Annotated in this window: 18 protein-coding genes; 8 read left to right on the forward strand and 10 right to left on the reverse strand. The window is 64.0% G+C overall.

The window, feature by feature from the left end:
• The first annotated feature begins 10 nt into the window (after positions 1 to 10).
• Both ACFWEM_RS22755 and ACFWEM_RS22760 read left to right on the forward strand, forming a co-directional pair.
• Positions 11 to 1,462, forward strand: a complete 1,452-nt coding sequence (locus ACFWEM_RS22755; RefSeq protein ID WP_378447031.1) for a M20/M25/M40 family metallo-hydrolase — start codon at positions 11 to 13, stop codon at positions 1,460 to 1,462.
• A gap of 113 nt (positions 1,463 to 1,575) precedes the next feature.
• Positions 1,576 to 2,427, forward strand: coding sequence for an adenylate/guanylate cyclase domain-containing protein (locus ACFWEM_RS22760; RefSeq protein ID WP_378537328.1), 852 nt, complete (start codon positions 1,576 to 1,578; stop codon positions 2,425 to 2,427).
• Positions 2,428 to 2,441: 14 nt separating this feature from the next.
• Here the strand turns inward: ACFWEM_RS22760 and thiD are convergent, their stop codons facing one another.
• Positions 2,442 to 3,284, reverse strand: a complete 843-nt coding sequence (gene thiD, locus ACFWEM_RS22765; RefSeq protein ID WP_003945044.1) for a bifunctional hydroxymethylpyrimidine kinase/phosphomethylpyrimidine kinase — start codon at positions 3,282 to 3,284, stop codon at positions 2,442 to 2,444.
• A gap of 260 nt (positions 3,285 to 3,544) precedes the next feature.
• Between thiD and ACFWEM_RS22770 the strand changes: the two genes are divergently transcribed.
• Complete coding sequence (locus ACFWEM_RS22770) at positions 3,545 to 3,895, forward strand: GNAT family N-acetyltransferase (RefSeq protein ID WP_378537332.1); 351 nt, start codon at positions 3,545 to 3,547, stop codon at positions 3,893 to 3,895.
• 44 nt (positions 3,896 to 3,939) lie between these two features.
• Here ACFWEM_RS22770 and ACFWEM_RS22775 read toward each other — a convergent pair whose 3' ends face one another.
• The 3 genes from ACFWEM_RS22775 to ACFWEM_RS22785 are packed head-to-tail and all read right to left on the reverse strand — an operon-like array spanning position 3,940 to position 6,308.
• Positions 3,940 to 4,740: an exodeoxyribonuclease III gene (locus ACFWEM_RS22775; protein WP_054186900.1), complete on the reverse strand. Its 801-nt coding sequence runs from the start codon at positions 4,738 to 4,740 to the stop codon at positions 3,940 to 3,942.
• A 16-nt stretch (positions 4,741 to 4,756) separates the two neighbouring features.
• Positions 4,757 to 5,668: a GNAT family N-acetyltransferase gene (locus tag ACFWEM_RS22780; RefSeq protein WP_378537336.1), complete on the reverse strand. Its 912-nt coding sequence runs from the start codon at positions 5,666 to 5,668 to the stop codon at positions 4,757 to 4,759.
• A 40-nt stretch (positions 5,669 to 5,708) separates the two neighbouring features.
• The gene (locus tag ACFWEM_RS22785; RefSeq protein WP_230816827.1) at positions 5,709 to 6,308 is read right to left on the reverse strand and encodes a peptide deformylase; all 600 of its coding nucleotides are present in this window, start codon (positions 6,306 to 6,308) and stop codon (positions 5,709 to 5,711) included.
• Between the two features lie 243 nt (positions 6,309 to 6,551).
• Between ACFWEM_RS22785 and ACFWEM_RS22790 the strand changes: the two genes are divergently transcribed.
• From ACFWEM_RS22790 to ACFWEM_RS22810, 5 genes are all read left to right on the forward strand, one after another.
• Complete coding sequence (locus ACFWEM_RS22790) at positions 6,552 to 6,902, forward strand: DUF3263 domain-containing protein (protein WP_378447035.1); 351 nt, start codon at positions 6,552 to 6,554, stop codon at positions 6,900 to 6,902.
• Positions 6,903 to 6,955: 53 nt separating this feature from the next.
• Complete coding sequence (locus ACFWEM_RS22795) at positions 6,956 to 7,552, forward strand: LytR C-terminal domain-containing protein (protein WP_317825021.1); 597 nt, start codon at positions 6,956 to 6,958, stop codon at positions 7,550 to 7,552.
• Positions 7,553 to 7,647: 95 nt separating this feature from the next.
• Positions 7,648 to 8,349 carry a superoxide dismutase family protein gene (locus tag ACFWEM_RS22800; protein WP_378537338.1) on the forward strand — a complete coding sequence of 234 codons (702 nt, stop codon included), beginning with the start codon at positions 7,648 to 7,650 and terminating at the stop codon, positions 8,347 to 8,349.
• A gap of 89 nt (positions 8,350 to 8,438) precedes the next feature.
• Entirely contained in the window at positions 8,439 to 9,563 is a 1,125-nt protein-coding gene (locus ACFWEM_RS22805; RefSeq protein ID WP_378537341.1) for a glutamate--cysteine ligase, read from the forward strand.
• Positions 9,564 to 9,670: 107 nt separating this feature from the next.
• Positions 9,671 to 11,038 (forward strand): DUF5933 domain-containing protein, encoded by a 1,368-nt coding sequence (locus ACFWEM_RS22810; RefSeq protein WP_378537343.1) that lies wholly within the window; start codon positions 9,671 to 9,673, stop codon positions 11,036 to 11,038.
• On the opposite strand, the gene mnhG is transcribed toward ACFWEM_RS22810, so the two are convergent.
• Genes mnhG through ACFWEM_RS22840 form a run of 6 tightly spaced genes read right to left on the reverse strand, consistent with a single transcriptional unit; the run spans position 11,004 to position 17,343 of the window.
• Complete coding sequence (gene mnhG / locus ACFWEM_RS22815; RefSeq protein ID WP_058038511.1) at positions 11,004 to 11,348, reverse strand: monovalent cation/H(+) antiporter subunit G; 345 nt, start codon at positions 11,346 to 11,348, stop codon at positions 11,004 to 11,006. The genes ACFWEM_RS22810 and mnhG overlap by 35 nt on opposite strands.
• Positions 11,345 to 11,614 (reverse strand): monovalent cation/H+ antiporter complex subunit F, encoded by a 270-nt coding sequence (locus ACFWEM_RS22820; RefSeq protein WP_003945061.1) that lies wholly within the window; start codon positions 11,612 to 11,614, stop codon positions 11,345 to 11,347. Before ACFWEM_RS22820 ends, mnhG begins: the two co-directional genes overlap by 4 nt.
• On the reverse strand, positions 11,611 to 12,183 hold the full coding sequence (locus tag ACFWEM_RS22825) for a Na+/H+ antiporter subunit E (RefSeq protein ID WP_050655100.1): 573 nt from the start codon (positions 12,181 to 12,183) through the stop codon (positions 11,611 to 11,613). The genes ACFWEM_RS22820 and ACFWEM_RS22825 overlap by 4 nt, the downstream gene beginning before the upstream one ends.
• Positions 12,180 to 13,880, reverse strand: a complete 1,701-nt coding sequence (locus ACFWEM_RS22830) for a Na+/H+ antiporter subunit D (protein ID WP_378537346.1) — start codon at positions 13,878 to 13,880, stop codon at positions 12,180 to 12,182. Before ACFWEM_RS22830 ends, ACFWEM_RS22825 begins: the two co-directional genes overlap by 4 nt.
• The gene (locus ACFWEM_RS22835) at positions 13,877 to 14,509 is read right to left on the reverse strand and encodes a Na(+)/H(+) antiporter subunit C (protein WP_378537348.1); all 633 of its coding nucleotides are present in this window, start codon (positions 14,507 to 14,509) and stop codon (positions 13,877 to 13,879) included. Before ACFWEM_RS22835 ends, ACFWEM_RS22830 begins: the two co-directional genes overlap by 4 nt.
• Positions 14,506 to 17,343 (reverse strand): Na+/H+ antiporter subunit A, encoded by a 2,838-nt coding sequence (locus tag ACFWEM_RS22840; protein ID WP_378537350.1) that lies wholly within the window; start codon positions 17,341 to 17,343, stop codon positions 14,506 to 14,508. The genes ACFWEM_RS22835 and ACFWEM_RS22840 overlap by 4 nt, the downstream gene beginning before the upstream one ends.
• Between the last annotated feature and the right edge of the window lie 105 nt (positions 17,344 to 17,448).

Below are 17,448 nucleotides of genomic sequence, written 5' to 3' on the forward strand. Positions count from 1 at the left end.
TCCTCCGAAGATGAGACTCTTCGGTGTGGTTGTGGTCGCAATGGCTGGAGCACTCGTGGTGAGTGGATGCTCGTCGGGAAGTGAAGCGGCCGTCCCGACAGACCCGGTTGCATTCTCCGAGACCGTCACGGTCGACGCCGTGACCGGGCATCTGGAGCAACTCGAGAAGATCGCCGCTAACAACGACGGCAATCGATCGGCCGGAACCCCCGGTTACGACGCCAGTGTCGACTACGTGGCAAACCTGCTCGAAGACAAGGGCTTCGACGTCAGCACCCCGGAATTCGACTTCAGCTCCTTCGATCCCGGCACCGAATCCCTGAAAGCCGCTGACGGCTCCGATGTTCCGGTGCGGGCGTTGACGTATTCGACGTCCACGGGACCGACCGGAATCACGGCGCGTCTGGTGGCGATTCCCGCCGACGAGACCCCCGGTTGCGAGGCCACCGACTACGACGGCCGCGACGTGAACGGTGCCATCGTGCTGGTCACCCGTGGAGTGTGCCCGTTCGGCGACAAGCAGAAGATCGCCGCAGAGCGCGGCGCGGCAGCGTTGCTGGTTGCGAACAACGAGGACGCAATGCTGGGCGGGGCTACCTTGGGTGAACCCGAAGACGCCCGCATCCCGACGGGCGGGGTGAGTAAGGCGTCGGGCGAGGCTCTTGCCGCAACTCCCGGAGATCTCACGCTGATTCTCGACACGTCGACGGAAACGACGAAGTCGCGCAATGTGATTGCGCAGACCAAGACCGGCGCGACCGACAATGTGGTTGTCGTGGGCGCCCACCTCGACAGCGTGCCGGAAGGTCCCGGAATCAACGACAACGGAAGCGGTACCGCAGCCGTACTGGAAACCGCGTTGCAGATGGGAAGCTCACCGAGCATCGAAAATGCCGTGCGCTTCGCATTCTGGGGAGCGGAAGAAGTGGGATTGGTCGGCTCCACTCGCTACGTCGAGGGCCTGAGCGATCAGGAACGGGCCGACATCGCCCTGTACCTGAATTTCGACATGCTCGGTTCGCCCAACGCCGGATATCTGGCTTACGACGGCGACAACTCGGATGCCGTGGGGGAGGGGCCCGGGCCCGAGGGCTCGGCAGGCATTGAGCGCACTTTCGTCGATTTTCTCGCCGGGCGGGGGATTGCGGCGGACGGAACGGACTTCGACGGGCGCTCCGACTACGGCCCGTTCATCGAGATCGGAATCCCGGCGGGGGGAGTGTTCAGCGGCGCCGACGAACGCAAGACGCCGGCACAGGCGGAGAAGTGGGGCGGAGAAGCGGAGGAGACCTTCGACCCGAATTACCACAGTGCCCAGGACAACCTCGCGAACATCGATCGCGAAGCGCTCGCTGCCAATGCTTCTGCAGTAGCCTTCGGAGTTGCGACGTATGCCCAGGACTTGAGCGGGCCCAACGGAGTGCCCGTCGGCGATGCCCGGACACAGGCCAGAACCGAATGATCGACTGACCGAATGATCGACTGACCGAATGATCGATTGCGCGAGCGACCAGGAGGTCACTGTGCGAGAACCGCGGCAGCACACTGTCTGTAACTCTGAGTTACGCTTGAGTTATGGCTGATCTGTCCCCGGAGAGCACCGACACGACAGGTGCTTCTTCCTCCTCCGTTCGAGGCGTCGTCGACGTCGTCTTGAACTCTGCGGCAGAACTGAACCGTCGGCAGCAGCTCATCGACGCGCTACGGCGGCTCAGGCGGGCATTACCCGGCGATCCCGGGTTCGGGGATCCGCTCTCACTCGCCGGCCCCGGCGGTGCCCGTGCCGTGGCCCGCGTCGCCGACAGATTGCTCGATCAGAAGCCGGCAGCCACTCGGGAAGTGAGCCTCGGAGCACTGCAGGTATGGCAGGCGGCGCTGGAAAAGATGGGCCGCGGCCGCGGAGATCAAGAACTGACCATCGTCTTCACCGATCTGGTCGGCTTCTCCACGTGGTCGCTCGAAGCCGGTGACGCGGCCACGCTGACCCTTCTGCGTGCGGTGGCGCAGGCCGTGGAAACCCCGATCACCGACAACGGCGGACACGTCGTCAAACGGATGGGCGACGGCCTGATGGCGGTGTTCATTCGCCCGGATGCGGCCTTGAAAGCGGTGTTCAACGCACAGGACGCGCTCGCGGGAGTCGACCTCGACGGATACACCCCACGCATGCGCGTCGGCCTCCACACGGGAACTCCGCGTCAGATCGGCGACGACTGGCTCGGTGTCGACGTAACCATTGCCGCCCGGATGATGGGCTTGGGCGGCGACGGCAACATCATGATGTCGGCGACCACCCTCGAGGAACTCGAAGCTGGCACCCTCGAGGATCTCGATCTCACGATCCGGCCGTGGCGGCGAGGGTTTTTCGCCACCACGCCCAACGGAGTTCCCGTCGATCTGGGAATCTGGCGCGTACGACGGAACTAGCTAAACCTCGAAGGCTAGACCTGGAGTCGCCAGAGAGGGGACACCGGACCGTGGCCGGCGCCCAGGTCGTACGACGCTTCGAGGCACTTGGTCACCCACTCCTTGCCGAATGCCACTGCATCCGGAACGGAATAGCCGTGTGCGAGAGCACAAGTGATCGCAGCAGCCAGTGTGTCACCACCGCCGTGATCGTTGCCGGTGTCGATCCGGGCACTGCTGAATTCGAGGAAACGGTCGCCGTCGAACAGCAGGTCGGTGGACAATTCCGACGTTCGAAGGTGACCGCCCTTGACGATGGACCACTGAGCGCCGAGCGCATGCAGCGCTTCTGCCGCTTGGCGGGCGCTCTTGTCGTCGACGACCTCGATACCGGTGATCAACCGAACCTCGTCGAGGTTCGGAGTGACCACCGTGGCAGCCGGAATCAAGGTGTTGCGGACCGCGTCGAGCGCTTCTTCGTGCAGCAGTGGATCACCGTGCATCGATGCGCACACCGGGTCGACCACGAGCGGAATCGGTCGATCGCGCCCGATCCCCACCTCGGCGGCCACAGCGGCCACGGCTTCGATGATCGTCGTCGATGCCAGCATTCCCGTCTTCGCCGCGCCGACACCGATGTCCGAGACCACGACGCGTACCTGGTCGGCGACGATCTCCGGCGGAATCTCGTGGAAACCGCTGACGCCCACCGAATTCTGGACCGTCACAGCGGCGACGGCCACGCAGGCGTGCACTCCACACATCGCCATCGTGCGGGAATCGGCTTGAATACCGGCTCCGCCACCGGAGTCGGTTCCGGCGATGGTCAATGCCCGAATCGGGGTCTGTCCGGCGGGGGTCAGGGGCAGCAGCTTCACGACGACGAGCCTACCGATCGGACCTGGGGAAACGGCAGCTCGGTCCACCCCTTGCATGAACGACGGTACGAACGACCGCACGAACGGCCGCGCGAACTGCGATTGCCATCCGGTCGCTTCCGGTGCAAAAATTGGTCGAATCCGGGACAGCGTCGTCGGTAGCTGATTCTATGAGTGGCATGGATCACAGTTATGGAGAGCGTGCGAACGCAGCTGTCGCCGATCGCGCAGGTGCACATCGTGCCGTGGAGGTCGCCGCAATGAACGACATCGAAAACTCGAAAACCGGAACCTCACCGGAAGTGACGCTCGTGGACAATCCGTCGCACGATCGATTCGAACTGCTCTCCGGCGACGAGTTGGTCGGCATCCTCGGGTACCGCGACGAGGACGAGATTCTGGGCAGCGGAGCCGAAGCCGGCGACGTGGTCGCGTACATGCACACCGTGGTCAAGGAAGAGTACGGCGGGCAGGGGCTGGCAGCGGTACTCGTGCAGTTCGCGATGGACTGTGCCCGTGACCGTGAATGGTCGGTACGGCCCGTGTGCACCTACGTTCAGCGGTACCTCGGCGAGCATCCCGAGTATCTGGAACTGCTCGTCGAAGACTGACCGCCGGCAACTACGTACAGACGATCAGGCTCCGAGATCGACGCTTACCCGAGATTTACGATCACCGGAGCGTGATCGCTGGCGCCCTTGCCTTTTCGCTCGTTCCGATCGATCTCGGCCGCCTCGACGCGCGCTGCGAATGCCGGTGAACCGAGGATGAAGTCGATGCGCATGCCCTGCTTCTTCGGGAAGCGAAGCTGCGTGTAGTCCCAGTACGTGTACACACCGGGGCCGGGGGTGTACGGGCGAACTACGTCCGCGAACCCGGACTCGGTGAAGGCGGTGAACGCAGCTCGTTCCGGCTCCGACGTGTGGGTCTTGCCCTCGAAGAAAGCGGGATCCCACACGTCGTCGTCCGTGGGAGCGACGTTCCAGTCGCCGACCAGGGCGATTTGCGCGTCGGGATCCTGCTTGAGCCAGCCCTCCGCGTCGTCGCGCAGCTTGGCCAGCCAATCCAGCTTGTAGGCGTAATGCGGGTCTTCGAGCTCACGGCCGTTGGGGACGTACAGGCTCCACACCCGCACACCGCCGCAGGTCGCACCGATCGCACGTGCCTCGCGGACCGGATCGGCCTCCGGGTCCTTGTCGAAGCCGGGCTGATCCTCGAAGCCGATCTGCACGTCTTCCAGGCCGACGCGGGAAGCGATCGCGACACCGTTCCACTGGCTCAACCCGACGTGGGCGACCTCGTAGCCGATCTCCTTGAAACGCTCGTACGGAAACTGCTCGTCCTTGCACTTGGTTTCCTGCATTGCCAGGACGTCGACGTCGGATCGACCGAGCCAGTCGATGATCCGGTCGGTACGGGCACGGACGGAGTTGACGTTCCAAGTAGCGATGCGCACGAGGGCAAGCCTAGCGTCAGCCGCCGACAGGATCGGTGGCGTATCGGTAGCGGTGGTGTTCGACGAACCCGAGCCGCTCGTAGAGCGCGATCGCCGCGGAGTTCCCGGCCGAAACCTGAAGGTACGCGTGCGTCGCACCGTTCTCGCGACCCCGGGAGAGTAGATCTCCGCAGATCAGCGACCCGATTCCGTGACGACGGTGTTCAGGGGCGACGTGAATGCCGGTCAGCCCTACCCAGCGTTTGTGGTCGGGTGCCTCGGTGAGCGCAGCGCGCCCGATGGCAAGCGTGGTGTCTGTGTTTCCGATCGCGCCGAAAGTTGCAGTGCCCACGACAGCCGTGAGGACCGCCTCGACGTACGCCGGGTTGCCGTGGGCGTCGTACATCGACAGCCAGTTGTGGTCGGGGCGGTCGGCGAACGAGGTGACCGGAGGACCGAGCGGCAGCGTGACATTGCCCAGATCGGCGGCCATCACGATGGTTTCCTTCTCGCTGGTCCACCCGTCCGGAGCGGTGCCGAGTCGATCGGGGAGGAGCAGCAGGGTCGGCAGTCCGCGGTCACCGAACCACTGGCGTATCCGCTCGATGGTGCTCGCGTCGAAGCCGGCAACCGCCCCCGCACCGCCGAGCGGCAAAGCGGAATTGGCGCGACCGGTGACACCGTGACCGGCGCGCAGCAACCAACCGTCGATCCACGCCTGCTCGACCCCCGGCCACGCCGCCGCAGCAGCCGTTTCGAGGTTTCGAATCTCGCCGATGCGAATCGGGCGGGCCGAGAGACTCTTGAGCGCGATCACCTGATCGGCGGAGACCTGGACCAGCCGACCGTCGCCGGCGCGGACGGCGATGGGATCGGCGCCCTCGAGGATGCCGATGACGTCGGTCATGGGATGCGAATAGCCGGGTGGGAGCTTGTATCGCAAAACCACCCGGCTACCGATCGAAATGTTGCCGTTCAGAGCAGAATTCTCAGTCTTCGTAATCGTCGTCGTCGTGACCGAACGGATCGTCGACGGTCCCCGGCGTCCACGTCAGGCCGGGCTTGCCCCAACCGGAACGCTTGATGATCTTCTTGGCGGCGCGCGCGTTGCGGCCGATCAGCACGTCCGTGTAGAGGAAGCCGTCGAGATGGCCCGTCTCGTGTTGGAGCATCCGTGCGAAGAATCCGGTGCCCTCGACCTCGATCGGGTTGCCGTCGGCGTCGGTGCCGGTGACCTTCGCCCAATCGGCGCGGCCCGTCGGGAACTGCTCGCCGGGGACGGACAGGCAACCCTCGAAGTCTTCGTCCGGGTCGGGCATCGTCTGGGGGATTTCGGAGGTCTCGAGTACCGGATTGACGACGACACCGCGTCGACGCTCGCTGGTGCGGTCGTCACCGGGGCAGTCGTAGACGAAGACTCGGAGTGAAACACCGACCTGATTGGCCGCCAGACCGACGCCGTTGGCGGCGTCCATCGTCTCGTACATGTCTGCGATCAGTTCGGCGATCTCGGCCGGGGACTGAGTGACCGGCTCTGTCGCCTTGTGCAGTACCGGGTCGCCGACGATTCGGATGGGGAGGATAGCCATGCGGACAAGGATAGTGCGGCGCGCCCGCGTAGTTATCACGGCCCGCACACTCGATCATGGTTCAATGGTTGCTGAAGAACAGCGATGTAATTCGTTGCTCGGTCGGAACGTGGGCCGCGGGGGAAATTGTGAGTTACCTTCGGGCCAGGGGACCGGGAAACTCACGGCCGCGAGAATTCGGTCGGAAAAGAACACCGGGCATACGAGTCTCGCTGACGCCGAGCACAGCAGTCGAGGAGTGACATGGACGGCGCAACCGCGCGTAGTCGGAACCAGTCCGAAGGCACTGGCGCCGACGATTCGGTAGTAGATACAGCAGGCATGCACGAGGTCGGCGACGACGGCCTCACCCGCCGGGAACACGACATCCTCTCCTTCGAGCGCCAGTGGTGGAAGTACGCCGGTGCGAAGGAAGAGGCCATCAAGGAGTTGTTCGACATGTCGGCAACCCGCTACTACCAGGTTCTCAATGCCTTGGTCGATCGCCCCGAATCCTTGGCGGCTGATCCCATGCTGGTCAAGCGCTTGCGTCGTCTGCGTGCCAGCCGTCAGAAGGCCAGGGCCGCCCGTCGCCTCGGCTTCGAGGTCACCTGAATCACGCGCACATATGAGCGGGCTGTCCACGTACTGGCGATAAGGTCGACATCGTGAGTACCCCGAAAGAGCAGCCGTCCGGACCTCCGCTTCGCGCAATCGCCATGGTGTTGATCGCTCTCGCGATCGTGTTCATCGGTCTCGGAGCAGCCTCTCTCGGTGGATCGGGCGACGGTGGATCGGGCGACGAGAACACTGCAGCAGAGCAGACCGAATCTTCGGCGCCTGCCACGACGAGTGCTCCCGCGGCGGCCCCTGCCACCTCCAAGCCGGCAGCGACGACGCAACCCGCTTCGGGCGATACCACCACCACGTCGCGTCCTTCGGGAACTGCGACGACTACGACTTCCAGCTCCGCGAGCGGCACCGACACGTCGAATGTCAGCGTGCGAGTTCTCAACAACAGCACCGTCTCCGGTCTGGCAGCAGGCACTGCCGAGGAGTTGACGGCAGCAGGTTGGAACGTCGAGGAGACGGGTAACTACAGCGAGGGCACCGTCAGTACGACGACGGTGTACTACGGATCGTCCGCGGCGGAGAAGGCAGCGGCGCAGAAGATCGCAGCTGAACTCGGAGTCACCGCAGAACCTCGATTCGCCGGCATCGCGAACGCGTCACCTGGCGTGATCGTGATCGTGACCTCCAACTGACCGGTCGTGAAGGTGGAACTGACCCGTCGGTTCCAGCTACTACACACGCCGTTATGATCAGAAGCACTTTCTCGCCACCTCAAAGGAGCGGTTCGATGGCCCCCAGCAGCACCCGGCGTATGTCCTGGCGCGTCGTTGCCCCTGTAGTCGCGATTGCCGCTTTCGGCTTGACCGCTTGCAGTAACAGCGAAGAGCCCAGCAGCGTCCCCGGCACGACTCCTCCGGTGTGGACCGGTGCAGCCGATCCCAGCGCGCACGAAAGCGCGGGCGGCCACGGTTCCGAGACGGCTCACGCCGGCGCGTCTGCCGAGACGGTCACCGCAACGCTGAACGGCACCGACGGCGCCAAGGTCGGAACGGTCACGTTCGCGCAGGAAGGTAGCGACGTCAAGGTCACCCTCGACGCCAAGGGCCTGACCCCCGGATTCCACGGATTCCACGTTCACCAGGTTGCCAAGTGCGAGACCAATTCCGTTGCCCCCAGCGGCGGAGAGCCGGGTAACTTCCTCTCGGCAGGCGGACACTTCCAGGCCGAGGGCCACACGGGCCATCCGGCGAGCGGCGACCTCACTTCAGTTCAGGTCCTCGAAGACGGCACCGCCACACTGGTCACCACGACAGACGCATTCACCGTCGACGAACTGATCGCGAACGGCGGAACTTCCGTCATGATCCATGCCGGTGCGGACAACTTCGGCAACATCCCGACGCGTTACGCGCCGGCACCGGATCAGCAGACCCTCGACACCGGTGACGCAGGCGGACGCGTTGCTTGCGGTGTCATCACCAAGAGCTGACAACTCACCTGAGTTTTGCATCACTTCCGGCGACTACCACGCAGTAGCCAGCACGGTGTTTTTACCGACACTGTGATTGGATTCTCTGCGTGGTAGTTCCATTTCCAGGTTCGCCGCGCCCGACGCTGGGCGTGGAGTGGGAGATCGCGCTGGTCGATCGCAAGACCAGAGATCTCTCTAATACAGCAGCCGAGGTGTTTTCGGCGGTCGAAGAGCTTGCCGGCTCCGAGACCCCGCACATCACCAAGGAACTACTGCGAAATACCGTCGAACTCGTCACGGGTATTCACTCGACGGTCGGCGAGGCGATGAGTGATCTCGACAGGTCACTGGATCTGCTGCGTCGCGCGGCGAATCCGCTCGGCGTCGACCTCATCAGTGCGGGCACGCACCCGTTCGCGCAATGGTCGACGCAGTTGGTCACGCGGACGCCCGACTACGACGAACTCATCGAACGCACGCAGTGGTGGGGCCGGCAGATGCTGATCTGGGGCGTGCACGTTCACGTGGGTGTCTCGTCCGCGGACCGCGTGTTCCCCATCATCAACGCATTGCTGCAGCGCTATCCGCACCTGCTGGCGCTGTCGGCGTCCTCGCCGATGTGGGCCGGTGTGGATACGGGGTATGCGTCCAATCGCGCATTGATGTTCCAGCAGCTGCCCACCGCAGGCCTTCCGTACCAGTTCGAGAACTGGGCCGAATACGAGTCGTTCATCGACGACCAGATGAAGACCGGTGTGATCACCAAGATCGGTGGCATGCACTGGGACATCCGCCCCGCACCGAAGTGGGGAACCATCGAGGTCCGGGTGTTCGACGGCGTCTCGACGCGCGCAGAACTGGGCGCACTGGTTGCTCTGGTCCACTGCCTCATCGTCGACCTGGATCGAAGACTGACCGCCGGTGAGACTCTGCCGAACATGCAGCCGTGGCACGTCAAGGAAAACAAGTGGCGCGCAGCGAGATACGGACTGGACGCCGAGATCATCCTCGACTCCGACGCGAACGAGTGCCTCGTCACTGACGATCTGGATCGCCTGCTCGACGACTTGGCGCCGATTGCGGTCTCACTCGGGTGCGCGGACGAGTTGGCGTCGGTAGCGGACATTCCCCGTCGGGGCGCGTCCTACCAGCGTCAACGCCGTGTTGCGGAAGCGACGGGCGGCGATCTGGTTGCGGTCGTCGACGCCCTGGTCGCAGAGTTGGGCACCTAGCAAGCTCAAGGCTCGAAGGGCTGTTTCGCGCGCTGGAAATCCGGGCATACCAACCGTTTGTCCAGTGGGTGTCCATATTCGGTTCACACGCCGTTTACTATTGTCCGGTGTTGATAGACAGTTGGTCCCAACGAGGGGACGCACCCGGACAGTCGGATCGTTCGTGGTCGAGTTCTCATCGAGTCCTTCTGATCGGCACAGCAGCATTGACCGTGCTGGTCCTGGGCGTGCAGGCGTTCGCGTCGTACAAGGGCTATCTCGGTCCGGTGGAAAGCCTGTTCGGTGACTACTTCCTCGTTCCCCGATCCGCGACGATGCCCTGGGTTGGCCTCGCTCTCGCACTGGTCGGACTGAACAACAAGGAGCGCATCTACGCGGTATCCGCGGCCGTCGTGATCGACGTGGTCGTCGGCGCGATCCGCTGGTTCTCCGGTGGGCCGCTGACGATGGGCACCGGCGGCACCTGGGTGCTGACGGCCATCGCGGTGTACGCGGTGTGGAAGTTGTCCGGTGAGCGTCGACTCAGCGTTCTGCACGGCGTTGCGCTGGGCGCGTTGCTCATCATCGCGGCCAAGGTTGCCGAGACGTGGCTGGAGATCACCATTCTCGTCGGCACCGATGTGTGGGACGAGTACGTCTTCCTCGCAGACCAGGCTCTCGGGAACCCGTCGTGGGTGATGGGCCAGATCGTCGACGCCATGGGCCCCGTCGGCGCCGCAGCGCTCGACTGGATCTACGTCGAACTGCCGGTAGCGGTGATCGTGGTCGCGCTCTATCAAGTACGCAAGGGATGGCCGTCGCATCACCTGCTGCGTACGTTCCTGCTCATCGGGTTGATCGGCCCGATCTTCTACGTCCTGTTCCCGGTGGTCGGTCCGGTGTTCGCCTTCGGTCCGCGTGGTTTCGGATTCCAGATCGGTGACTACTGGCCGAACATCGTGCCCAACTTCGACTTCGCGTCACCGTCGTCGCTGCCGTTCGACGACGCCGCGCCGCGAAACTGCATGCCGAGCCTGCACACCGCGTGGGCAGTCGCGTTGTTCATCCACTCTCGCAGCGGGCCGTGGTGGATTCGCAGCCTGGGATCGTTCTGGCTCGTCGCGACCCTGACGGCGACGCTCGGTTTCGGATTCCACTACGGCGTCGACCTCATTGCCGGTGCGGTTCTTTGCTTGACCCTCGATGCGGCGCTGCGTGATCCGGAGCGCGGCTGGGGTTGGTTCCGAGTGCGTCTGTTGCTCGGTGGCTCGGCACTGCTCGCGGGGTTGTTGCTCTCCTACAGATTCGCTTCGGTGCAGATGGCCGAGTACCCGGCGATCTTCGGTCCGCTGCTGCTGGCTGTTCTCGTTCTCATGTCGGTGGCGTACTTCGCCACCTTCTTCGCCCGCCCCGGCACCGCTCTTGCAGTGTGGGGCGAGCGCGACGGTGAGTGGGATGTCGTTACCGGAGAGAGTCCGGGTCTTCCAGTTCGTTGATCTTCATGAGGTCGTCCTCCTCGCGCTGTTCGCGGTAGGCGACCCGTCCGACGCTGTGTGCGATGACCGGCGCGGTCAGCAACGTGAAGATGCCGACCAGTACCAGCATCCAGATGTCGACGCTCCCACGAAGCAGGAACACGGCACCCATCAGAACAAGGATGAGCCCGACCACCTGAGGCTTGGTGGCCGCGTGCATACGGCGCAGGGTGTCGGGGAAGCGAACGATTCCCACTGCGGCGGTCAGCGCGAGCAGCGCGCCCAGGAAGATGGAGATTGCCCCGATCGTGTCGAGGATGTTGCCGATCACTGGTCACTCACCCGGAAGCGTGCGACGGACACCGAACCGATGAAGCCGACCAGTGCCAGCGCGACGATCGCGGGAACGATGGTCGTGTCTTTGCTGTACGCGGCCCAGACCGCGAGCCCACACATCGAGACCGCAATGATCGTGTCCAGGGCGACGAGGCGGTCGAGTGAGCTCGGCCCGTCGAGCAATCGGAACGTGGTCAGTACGGCGGCGATCAGGAGAATCACTCCCGAAATGATCAAGATCGTGGTGATGAACCCGTTCATGGTCGGTCCTCCTGCCGGGGTGCATCGAATTCGTAGTCGCGCTGGTGCCACGGGCTGGGCTGCCAGTCCGAATCACGTTCGAACGACGCGATGAACAACCGCTCGAGATCCTCCACCGAGCGGTAGAACGCGCTGACGGCTTTCTGCGAACCGACGTCGAGCACGTGGACGTAGACGATGCGCCGGTTCTGGTCGATCTCGAGAACCATCGTGCCCGGGATCAGGTTCAGAACGTCGATGCACAGCGTGAGAACCAGGTCCGACTTGATCCCGAGTTGGTACCGCAGAACTCCGGTGACCGGCGGCGGCGACGGACGGATCGCCAGCCAGGCGACCTGGATACTCGACTGGATCGCGTAGTACACGATCATCCACAGCAGACGCAGGATCGAGAGCAGATGGACCCGGCCCTCGACCGGTACGCGGGGGAGGGGAAGCAGGACCATGATGATCAGGCCGACGGCGAGTCCGCCGAAGATGTTGCCGAAGCTGATGTTGCCCCACAACAGGATCCACACGACCATCAGCCACAGCAGGATCCCGACGCGGAGTACCTGTTCGCGTTTCATCGCGGAGCCTCCTCGGTGTTCGGGGCCTCGGTGTTCGGGGCATCGGTACTGGGAGCTTTTGCAGGGTCCTCTGCAGCGACGGGAGCCTCGTCGACCGGAACGGGTCGGTGGTTGCCGAGAACCGCGTCGATGTAGATGGAACGATCCTGCAGATCCTTCGCCGCTCGGTCGCTGATGTCGATGATCCGGCCCGCGAATACCGTCAGCCCCAGGCCGACGATGACGAGCCCGACCGTCGGAATCAGCATGAAGATCGGAATCTTGCCGACGTCCTCGCGGTCGACGAACGCGATGTCCTCTTCGGATTCGTCGATCAACGCTGACGGGCTGACGTCGGCGAGGTCACCTTCGGGCGCGTCGGCGCGGGCTCGCCAGAATGCCTTTGTCCACACGCGGGCGACCGCGTAGAGCGTCAGCAAGCTGGTGATCGTGCCGCCGGCGACGAGGATCCAGGCCAGCGCGCTCGCGTCGGACGCACCGGCTTGCAGGAGTGCGACCTTGCCGATGAAGCCCGAGAACGGTGGGATACCACCGAGGTTCAGGGCTGGGATCAGGAAGACGATTGCGAGGATCGGGCTGGCCGCCGCGAGACCACCGAGACGACGCAGCGACGACGACCCGGCTTGTCGTTCGATCAGACCCACCACGAGGAAGAGCGTCGTCTGCACGATGATGTGGTGGGCGACGTAGTAAATCGCGCCGGACAGCCCGGACGTCGTGGACAACGCGATACCGAAGATCATGTAACCGATATGGCTGACCAGGGTGAACGAGAGCAGACGTTTGATGTCGCTCTGCGCGATGGCACCCATGATGCCGACCACCATCGTCAGCAGGCCACACACCATCAATACGTTGTCGAGTTCTCCTTGCGGGAACAGCAGCGAGTGCGCCCGGATGATCGCGTACACACCGACCTTGGTGAGCAACCCCGCGAAGACGGCGGTAATCGGTGCGGGCGCGGTCGGATACGAGTCCGGGAGCCACGCCGACAGCGGGAAGACCGCAGCCTTGATGCCGAACGCCACGAGGAGGACACCGAAGATGGCGGTGCGTGTTCCTGGCGGAATGTTGTCGAAGCGCAGGGCCATGTCGGCCATGTTGAGGGTGCCGGTCGCCGCGTAGGCGAAGGCGATGCCTGCCAGGAAGATCAGCGAAGACACCATCGAGACCATCACGTACGAGATGCCGGCCCGGACGCGGTCGGCGCTGGCACCGAGCGTCAGGAGCACGAAACTCGCGGCGAGCAGGACCTCGAAACCGACGTACAGGTTGAAGAGGTCTCCGGCGAGGAACGCGTTGGAGATACCAGCAGTCAACGCCAGATAGGTCGGCAGGAAGATCGAGACCGGCTGGGCCTCGCTGCCGTCGCGAATACCCTGACCGATCGCGTAGATCATGACGGCGAGCAGTACCACCGACGAGACTACGAGCATCATCGCCGAGAGACGGTCGACCACGAGTGTGATGCCGATGGGCGAATCCCAGCCGCCGACCTGAACCGCGGTCGTACCGTCGCGGTCTGCGAGGTAGAGAAGCAGGCCCGACACCGCGACGACGCCGACGAGCGCGATCAGTGTGATCACACGCTGGAAGCGCGGGCGTCGGCCGACGACCAGCGTCGCGGCTGCGGCCAGCATCGGGATCAGGACAGGCAGGGGCGCAAGGGCTCCCATCAGGTTGTCCGAGATGGTCATGCGCCTCCACCTCCCTCGATCTTGGTCTGGCGAGCGTCTTTGCGCCGCTTCTCGGATTCCTTCTTACGAGCAAGGTCGGTGGCCCAGTCGGGTACCGGTTCGTCCTCGAAGTCGCCGTCGTGGAGGTCGTCGTAGCATTCGATGTCCTCCAGGTTGACCAGTTGTTCGAGGGGAATAGGGTTGCCGTCCTTGTCGAATGCGTCGCCGCCGATGCTCGGGGCACCGGTGAGCGGGTCGTCGGAGCGGTCGTGGTCGGGAGCGTCGGCGGGCAGGCGACGCTTGAGAACCTTGGTGTCCTCGGGATCGTCCTCGACGGCGTCGGCGGTGTTGATCTTGTAAGACCGGTACGCCAGTGCCAGAACGAAGCCGGCGATACCCATCGTGATCACGATCGCCGTCAGGATCATGCCCTGGGCGAGCGGATCCGCTATCTCCTCGTGGACCGAATCTCGGCCGACGATGGGCGGATTCCCGTCCGATCCACCGACGGTCAGGATCAAAAGGTTGATGGCGTTGCCGAACAGGAGCAAGCCGAGGAGCATCCGGGTGATGCTTCGTTCGATCAGGAGGTAGACACCGGCCGACGTGAGGACGCCGATCAGGATCAGCATTCCGATGTTTGCGCTCATGGTGCTTTCACCTCGATTTCTGCGTCGAGGCGGGCGCCGAGACTTCGGAGTACGTCCAGGACCAGTCCGACCACGATGAGGTAGACGCCCAGGTCGAAGAACAGTGCGGTGACCAGTTTGACGTGGCCGATGAGCGGGAGGGTGAACTCGAAGACGGCCGACGAGAGTGCCGGGGCGCCGAGGAACAGCGACACCAGGGCGGTGCCCGCGGCCAGCGCCAAACCGAGGCCGAGAATCTTGCCCGCGTCGATGGGTACGGCTTCACCGAGTTCATAGCGGCCACCGGCGAGGTAGCGAAGTACCAGTGCCAGGCCCGCCGTCAGGCCGCCGGCGAAACCGCCGCCGGGAGCATTGTGGCCGGAGAAGAAGAAGTAGATCGACAACACCATGATGGTCGGGAAGATCAACCTCGTGGTGACCTCCAGAACCAGCGAACGGTGTCGCGGATCGATCAAGTCTCCGCCGCGCAACCACGTCGTGTCAGAGTTGGCGGCCGCCTTGTCCACGATGACGGAGGGTGCGTCGGCGACGCGAGGCGCAATGCCGAAACGGCGGTTGCGGAACACGAGGCTGGCGACGCCGGTTGCCGCGACCAGCAGCACCGAGATCTCACCGAGGGTGTCCCATGCGCGGATGTCGACGAGTAGGACGTTGACGACGTTCTTGCCGTTGCCCAGGTCGTAGGCCGCGTCGGGAAGCAGCTCGTAGATCGGACGAGTGTTTCGGGCATTGGTCGCGAAGGCCGCGATGGTGGTGACGGTGATACCGACGGCGACGGCGAGTGCGGCACGCGGCCACTTGAAGCCGATCGCCTTGCTCTCGTCGACTTCGGCGGGGAACTTCCGGAGCACGAGCACGAAGATCACCAGTGTCAGCGTCTCGACGAGGAACTGGGTCAGCGCGAGGTCGGGTGCACCGTGCAGCGCGAACAACACGCCGCAGCCGTAACCGGTGAGTCCGACCAGGATGACGCTGGCGAGGCGGTTGCGCATCAGCGTCGCGGCGATGGCGGCCGAGATCATCATCAGCGCGATAGTGAACTGGATGGGCGAATCCCACATCCGAAGGTCGACTCCGCCACCCTTGGTGTCGATGATCAGCAGGAACAGCGGCACCACGACCAGCGTCGCGAGAATCGTCGACTGCGTGCGGGGGAGCGAACCACGCTGAGTGGCGCCGGTCAGGCGCATCGAGATGGTGTCCATGCCGCGCAGGGTTGCGTCGTAGATACGGTCGGCGTTGCCGAGTGGCGGGTGCTCGAAGTGCAGGCGGCTGATCTGACGCTGCGCGATGTAGAGCGCGACACCGCCGGCGATGACGATGCACGTGAGCAGCAGCGGAGTGTTGAATCCGTGCCACAGCGCGAGGTGGTAATCGGCGTGCGGTCCGGGAGCCAGCGTGGTGGAGTACGGCGTCAGCAGCTTCTCGAGTTGGGGCGAGAGAATGCCTGCGGCCAGACCGAGAACAGCGAGCAGGCCGGGCGCGAACAAGAACAGCCAACCAGACTTGTGCATCTTGCTCACGGCCGGACTTGGCTTGCTCAGGGTCTTGCGTCCGAAGGCGCCCCAGATGAAGCGGACGCTGTAGCCGACCGTCAGGATCGAGCCCAACACGATCACCGTGACGACGGCGATGGACGACCAGTGCCCGAGCGCGTTCGTTTCGAGCACCGATTCGAGTGCGGCTTCCTTGCCGACAAATCCGAGGAGTGGTGGCAGACCGGCCATGCTGGCGGCAGCGAGGCTCGCAATGATCGCGAGAGCTGGTGCCGCCTTACCCAGGTGAGCAAGTTTGCGCAGGTCACGGGTGCCGGTGGTGTGATCGATGATGCCCACCACCATGAAGAGCGCGGCCTTGAACATCGCGTGCGCCACGACCATCGTCATGCCGGCGAGGGCGGCGTCACGCGTGCCGATGCCGACCAGGACCATCATGAAGCCGAGTTGGCTGACGGTTCCGAAGGCAAGGACGAGTTTGAGGTCGTACGCGCGCATGGCTCGCCAACCGGCGAGGATCATCGACAGCAGACCCAAACTGATGATGGTGATGCGCCACGGCGGCGAATCGGCGTAACCGGGAGCCAGGCGCGCGACCAGGTAGATACCGGCCTTGACCATCGCGGCAGCATGGAGATAACCGCTGACGGGGGTGGGCGCGGCCATTGCACCGGGCAGCCAGAAGTGCAGCGGCACGATTGCCGATTTGGAGAGCGCACCGATCAGGATCAGCACGATCGCGACGGACGGGAGCCAACCCGTCGGCGGGTTCGCGACCAGTTCGGACAGGTTGTAGCTACCGCCGACCTGGCCGAGGATGATCATGCCGACCAACATCGCGAGACCACCGGCGGTGGTGACGAGCAGTGCCTGCGTTGCGGCGCGGCGACTGGTGGCGCGCTCGGCGTAGTGACCGACCAGCAGGAACGACAGGACCGTCGTCAGTTCCCAGAACACATAGAGAAGCAACATGTTGTCGCTGGTCACGAGCCCGAACATGGCACCCGCGAAGGCGACCATCTCGGCGGCGAAGATGCCGAGTCGAGGTTCGTCGTCGTTGAAGTAGCGGGCGCAGTAGATCAGGATCAGCGTGCCGACGCCCAGGACGAGGACGGCCATGATGGCCGAAAGCGCGTCGAATCTGAAGTCGATGTCCATCGACAGGCCAGGGACCCAGGTGATGTGCAGCGTCTCGACGGTGCCCCATTTGTCGATGACCCAGCCGAGGCTGGCGAGGGGGACTATCGCGAGGGGGAAGAAGCCGTTTCGCCCTAACCTGCGCACCACAAGCGGAGCCAAGAGGGCGGCAACGGCATGGGCAAGCAAGATAGCGAGCAAAAGGCACTCCGTCGTGTTGTCAGCGGGCGGCGGGGTGTCCGAACAAAATCGAACCTATCGGATTAACGAGACAATTCACCTAGTCGGAGAGGTTGTCTTTGCGTA

The organism is Rhodococcus sp. NPDC060176, from assembly GCF_042728675.1.
In the GTDB taxonomy this organism is placed as follows: domain Bacteria; phylum Actinomycetota; class Actinomycetes; order Mycobacteriales; family Mycobacteriaceae; genus Rhodococcus_F.

Bases quoted from the DNA above. Each gene is read 5' to 3' on its own strand.
- ACFWEM_RS22760 (WP_378537328.1), top strand. From the start codon at position 1,576: ATGGCTGATCTGTCCCCGGAGAGCACCGACACGACAGGTGCTTCTTCC.
- ACFWEM_RS22825 (WP_050655100.1), bottom strand. From the start codon at position 12,183: ATGAAACGCGAACAGGTACTCCGCGTCGGGATCCTGCTGTGGCTGATG.
- ACFWEM_RS22800 (WP_378537338.1), top strand. From the start codon at position 7,648: ATGGCCCCCAGCAGCACCCGGCGTATGTCCTGGCGCGTCGTTGCCCCT.
- ACFWEM_RS22770 (WP_378537332.1), top strand. From the start codon at position 3,545: ATGAACGACATCGAAAACTCGAAAACCGGAACCTCACCGGAAGTGACG.
- ACFWEM_RS22835 (WP_378537348.1), bottom strand. From the start codon at position 14,509: ATGAGCGCAAACATCGGAATGCTGATCCTGATCGGCGTCCTCACGTCG.
- ACFWEM_RS22830 (WP_378537346.1), bottom strand. From the start codon at position 13,880: ATGACCATCTCGGACAACCTGATGGGAGCCCTTGCGCCCCTGCCTGTC.
- ACFWEM_RS22820 (WP_003945061.1), bottom strand. From the start codon at position 11,614: ATGAACGGGTTCATCACCACGATCTTGATCATTTCGGGAGTGATTCTC.
- ACFWEM_RS22755 (WP_378447031.1), top strand. From the start codon at position 11: ATGAGACTCTTCGGTGTGGTTGTGGTCGCAATGGCTGGAGCACTCGTG.
- ACFWEM_RS22785 (WP_230816827.1), bottom strand. From the start codon at position 6,308: ATGGCTATCCTCCCCATCCGAATCGTCGGCGACCCGGTACTGCACAAG.
- ACFWEM_RS22790 (WP_378447035.1), top strand. From the start codon at position 6,552: ATGGACGGCGCAACCGCGCGTAGTCGGAACCAGTCCGAAGGCACTGGC.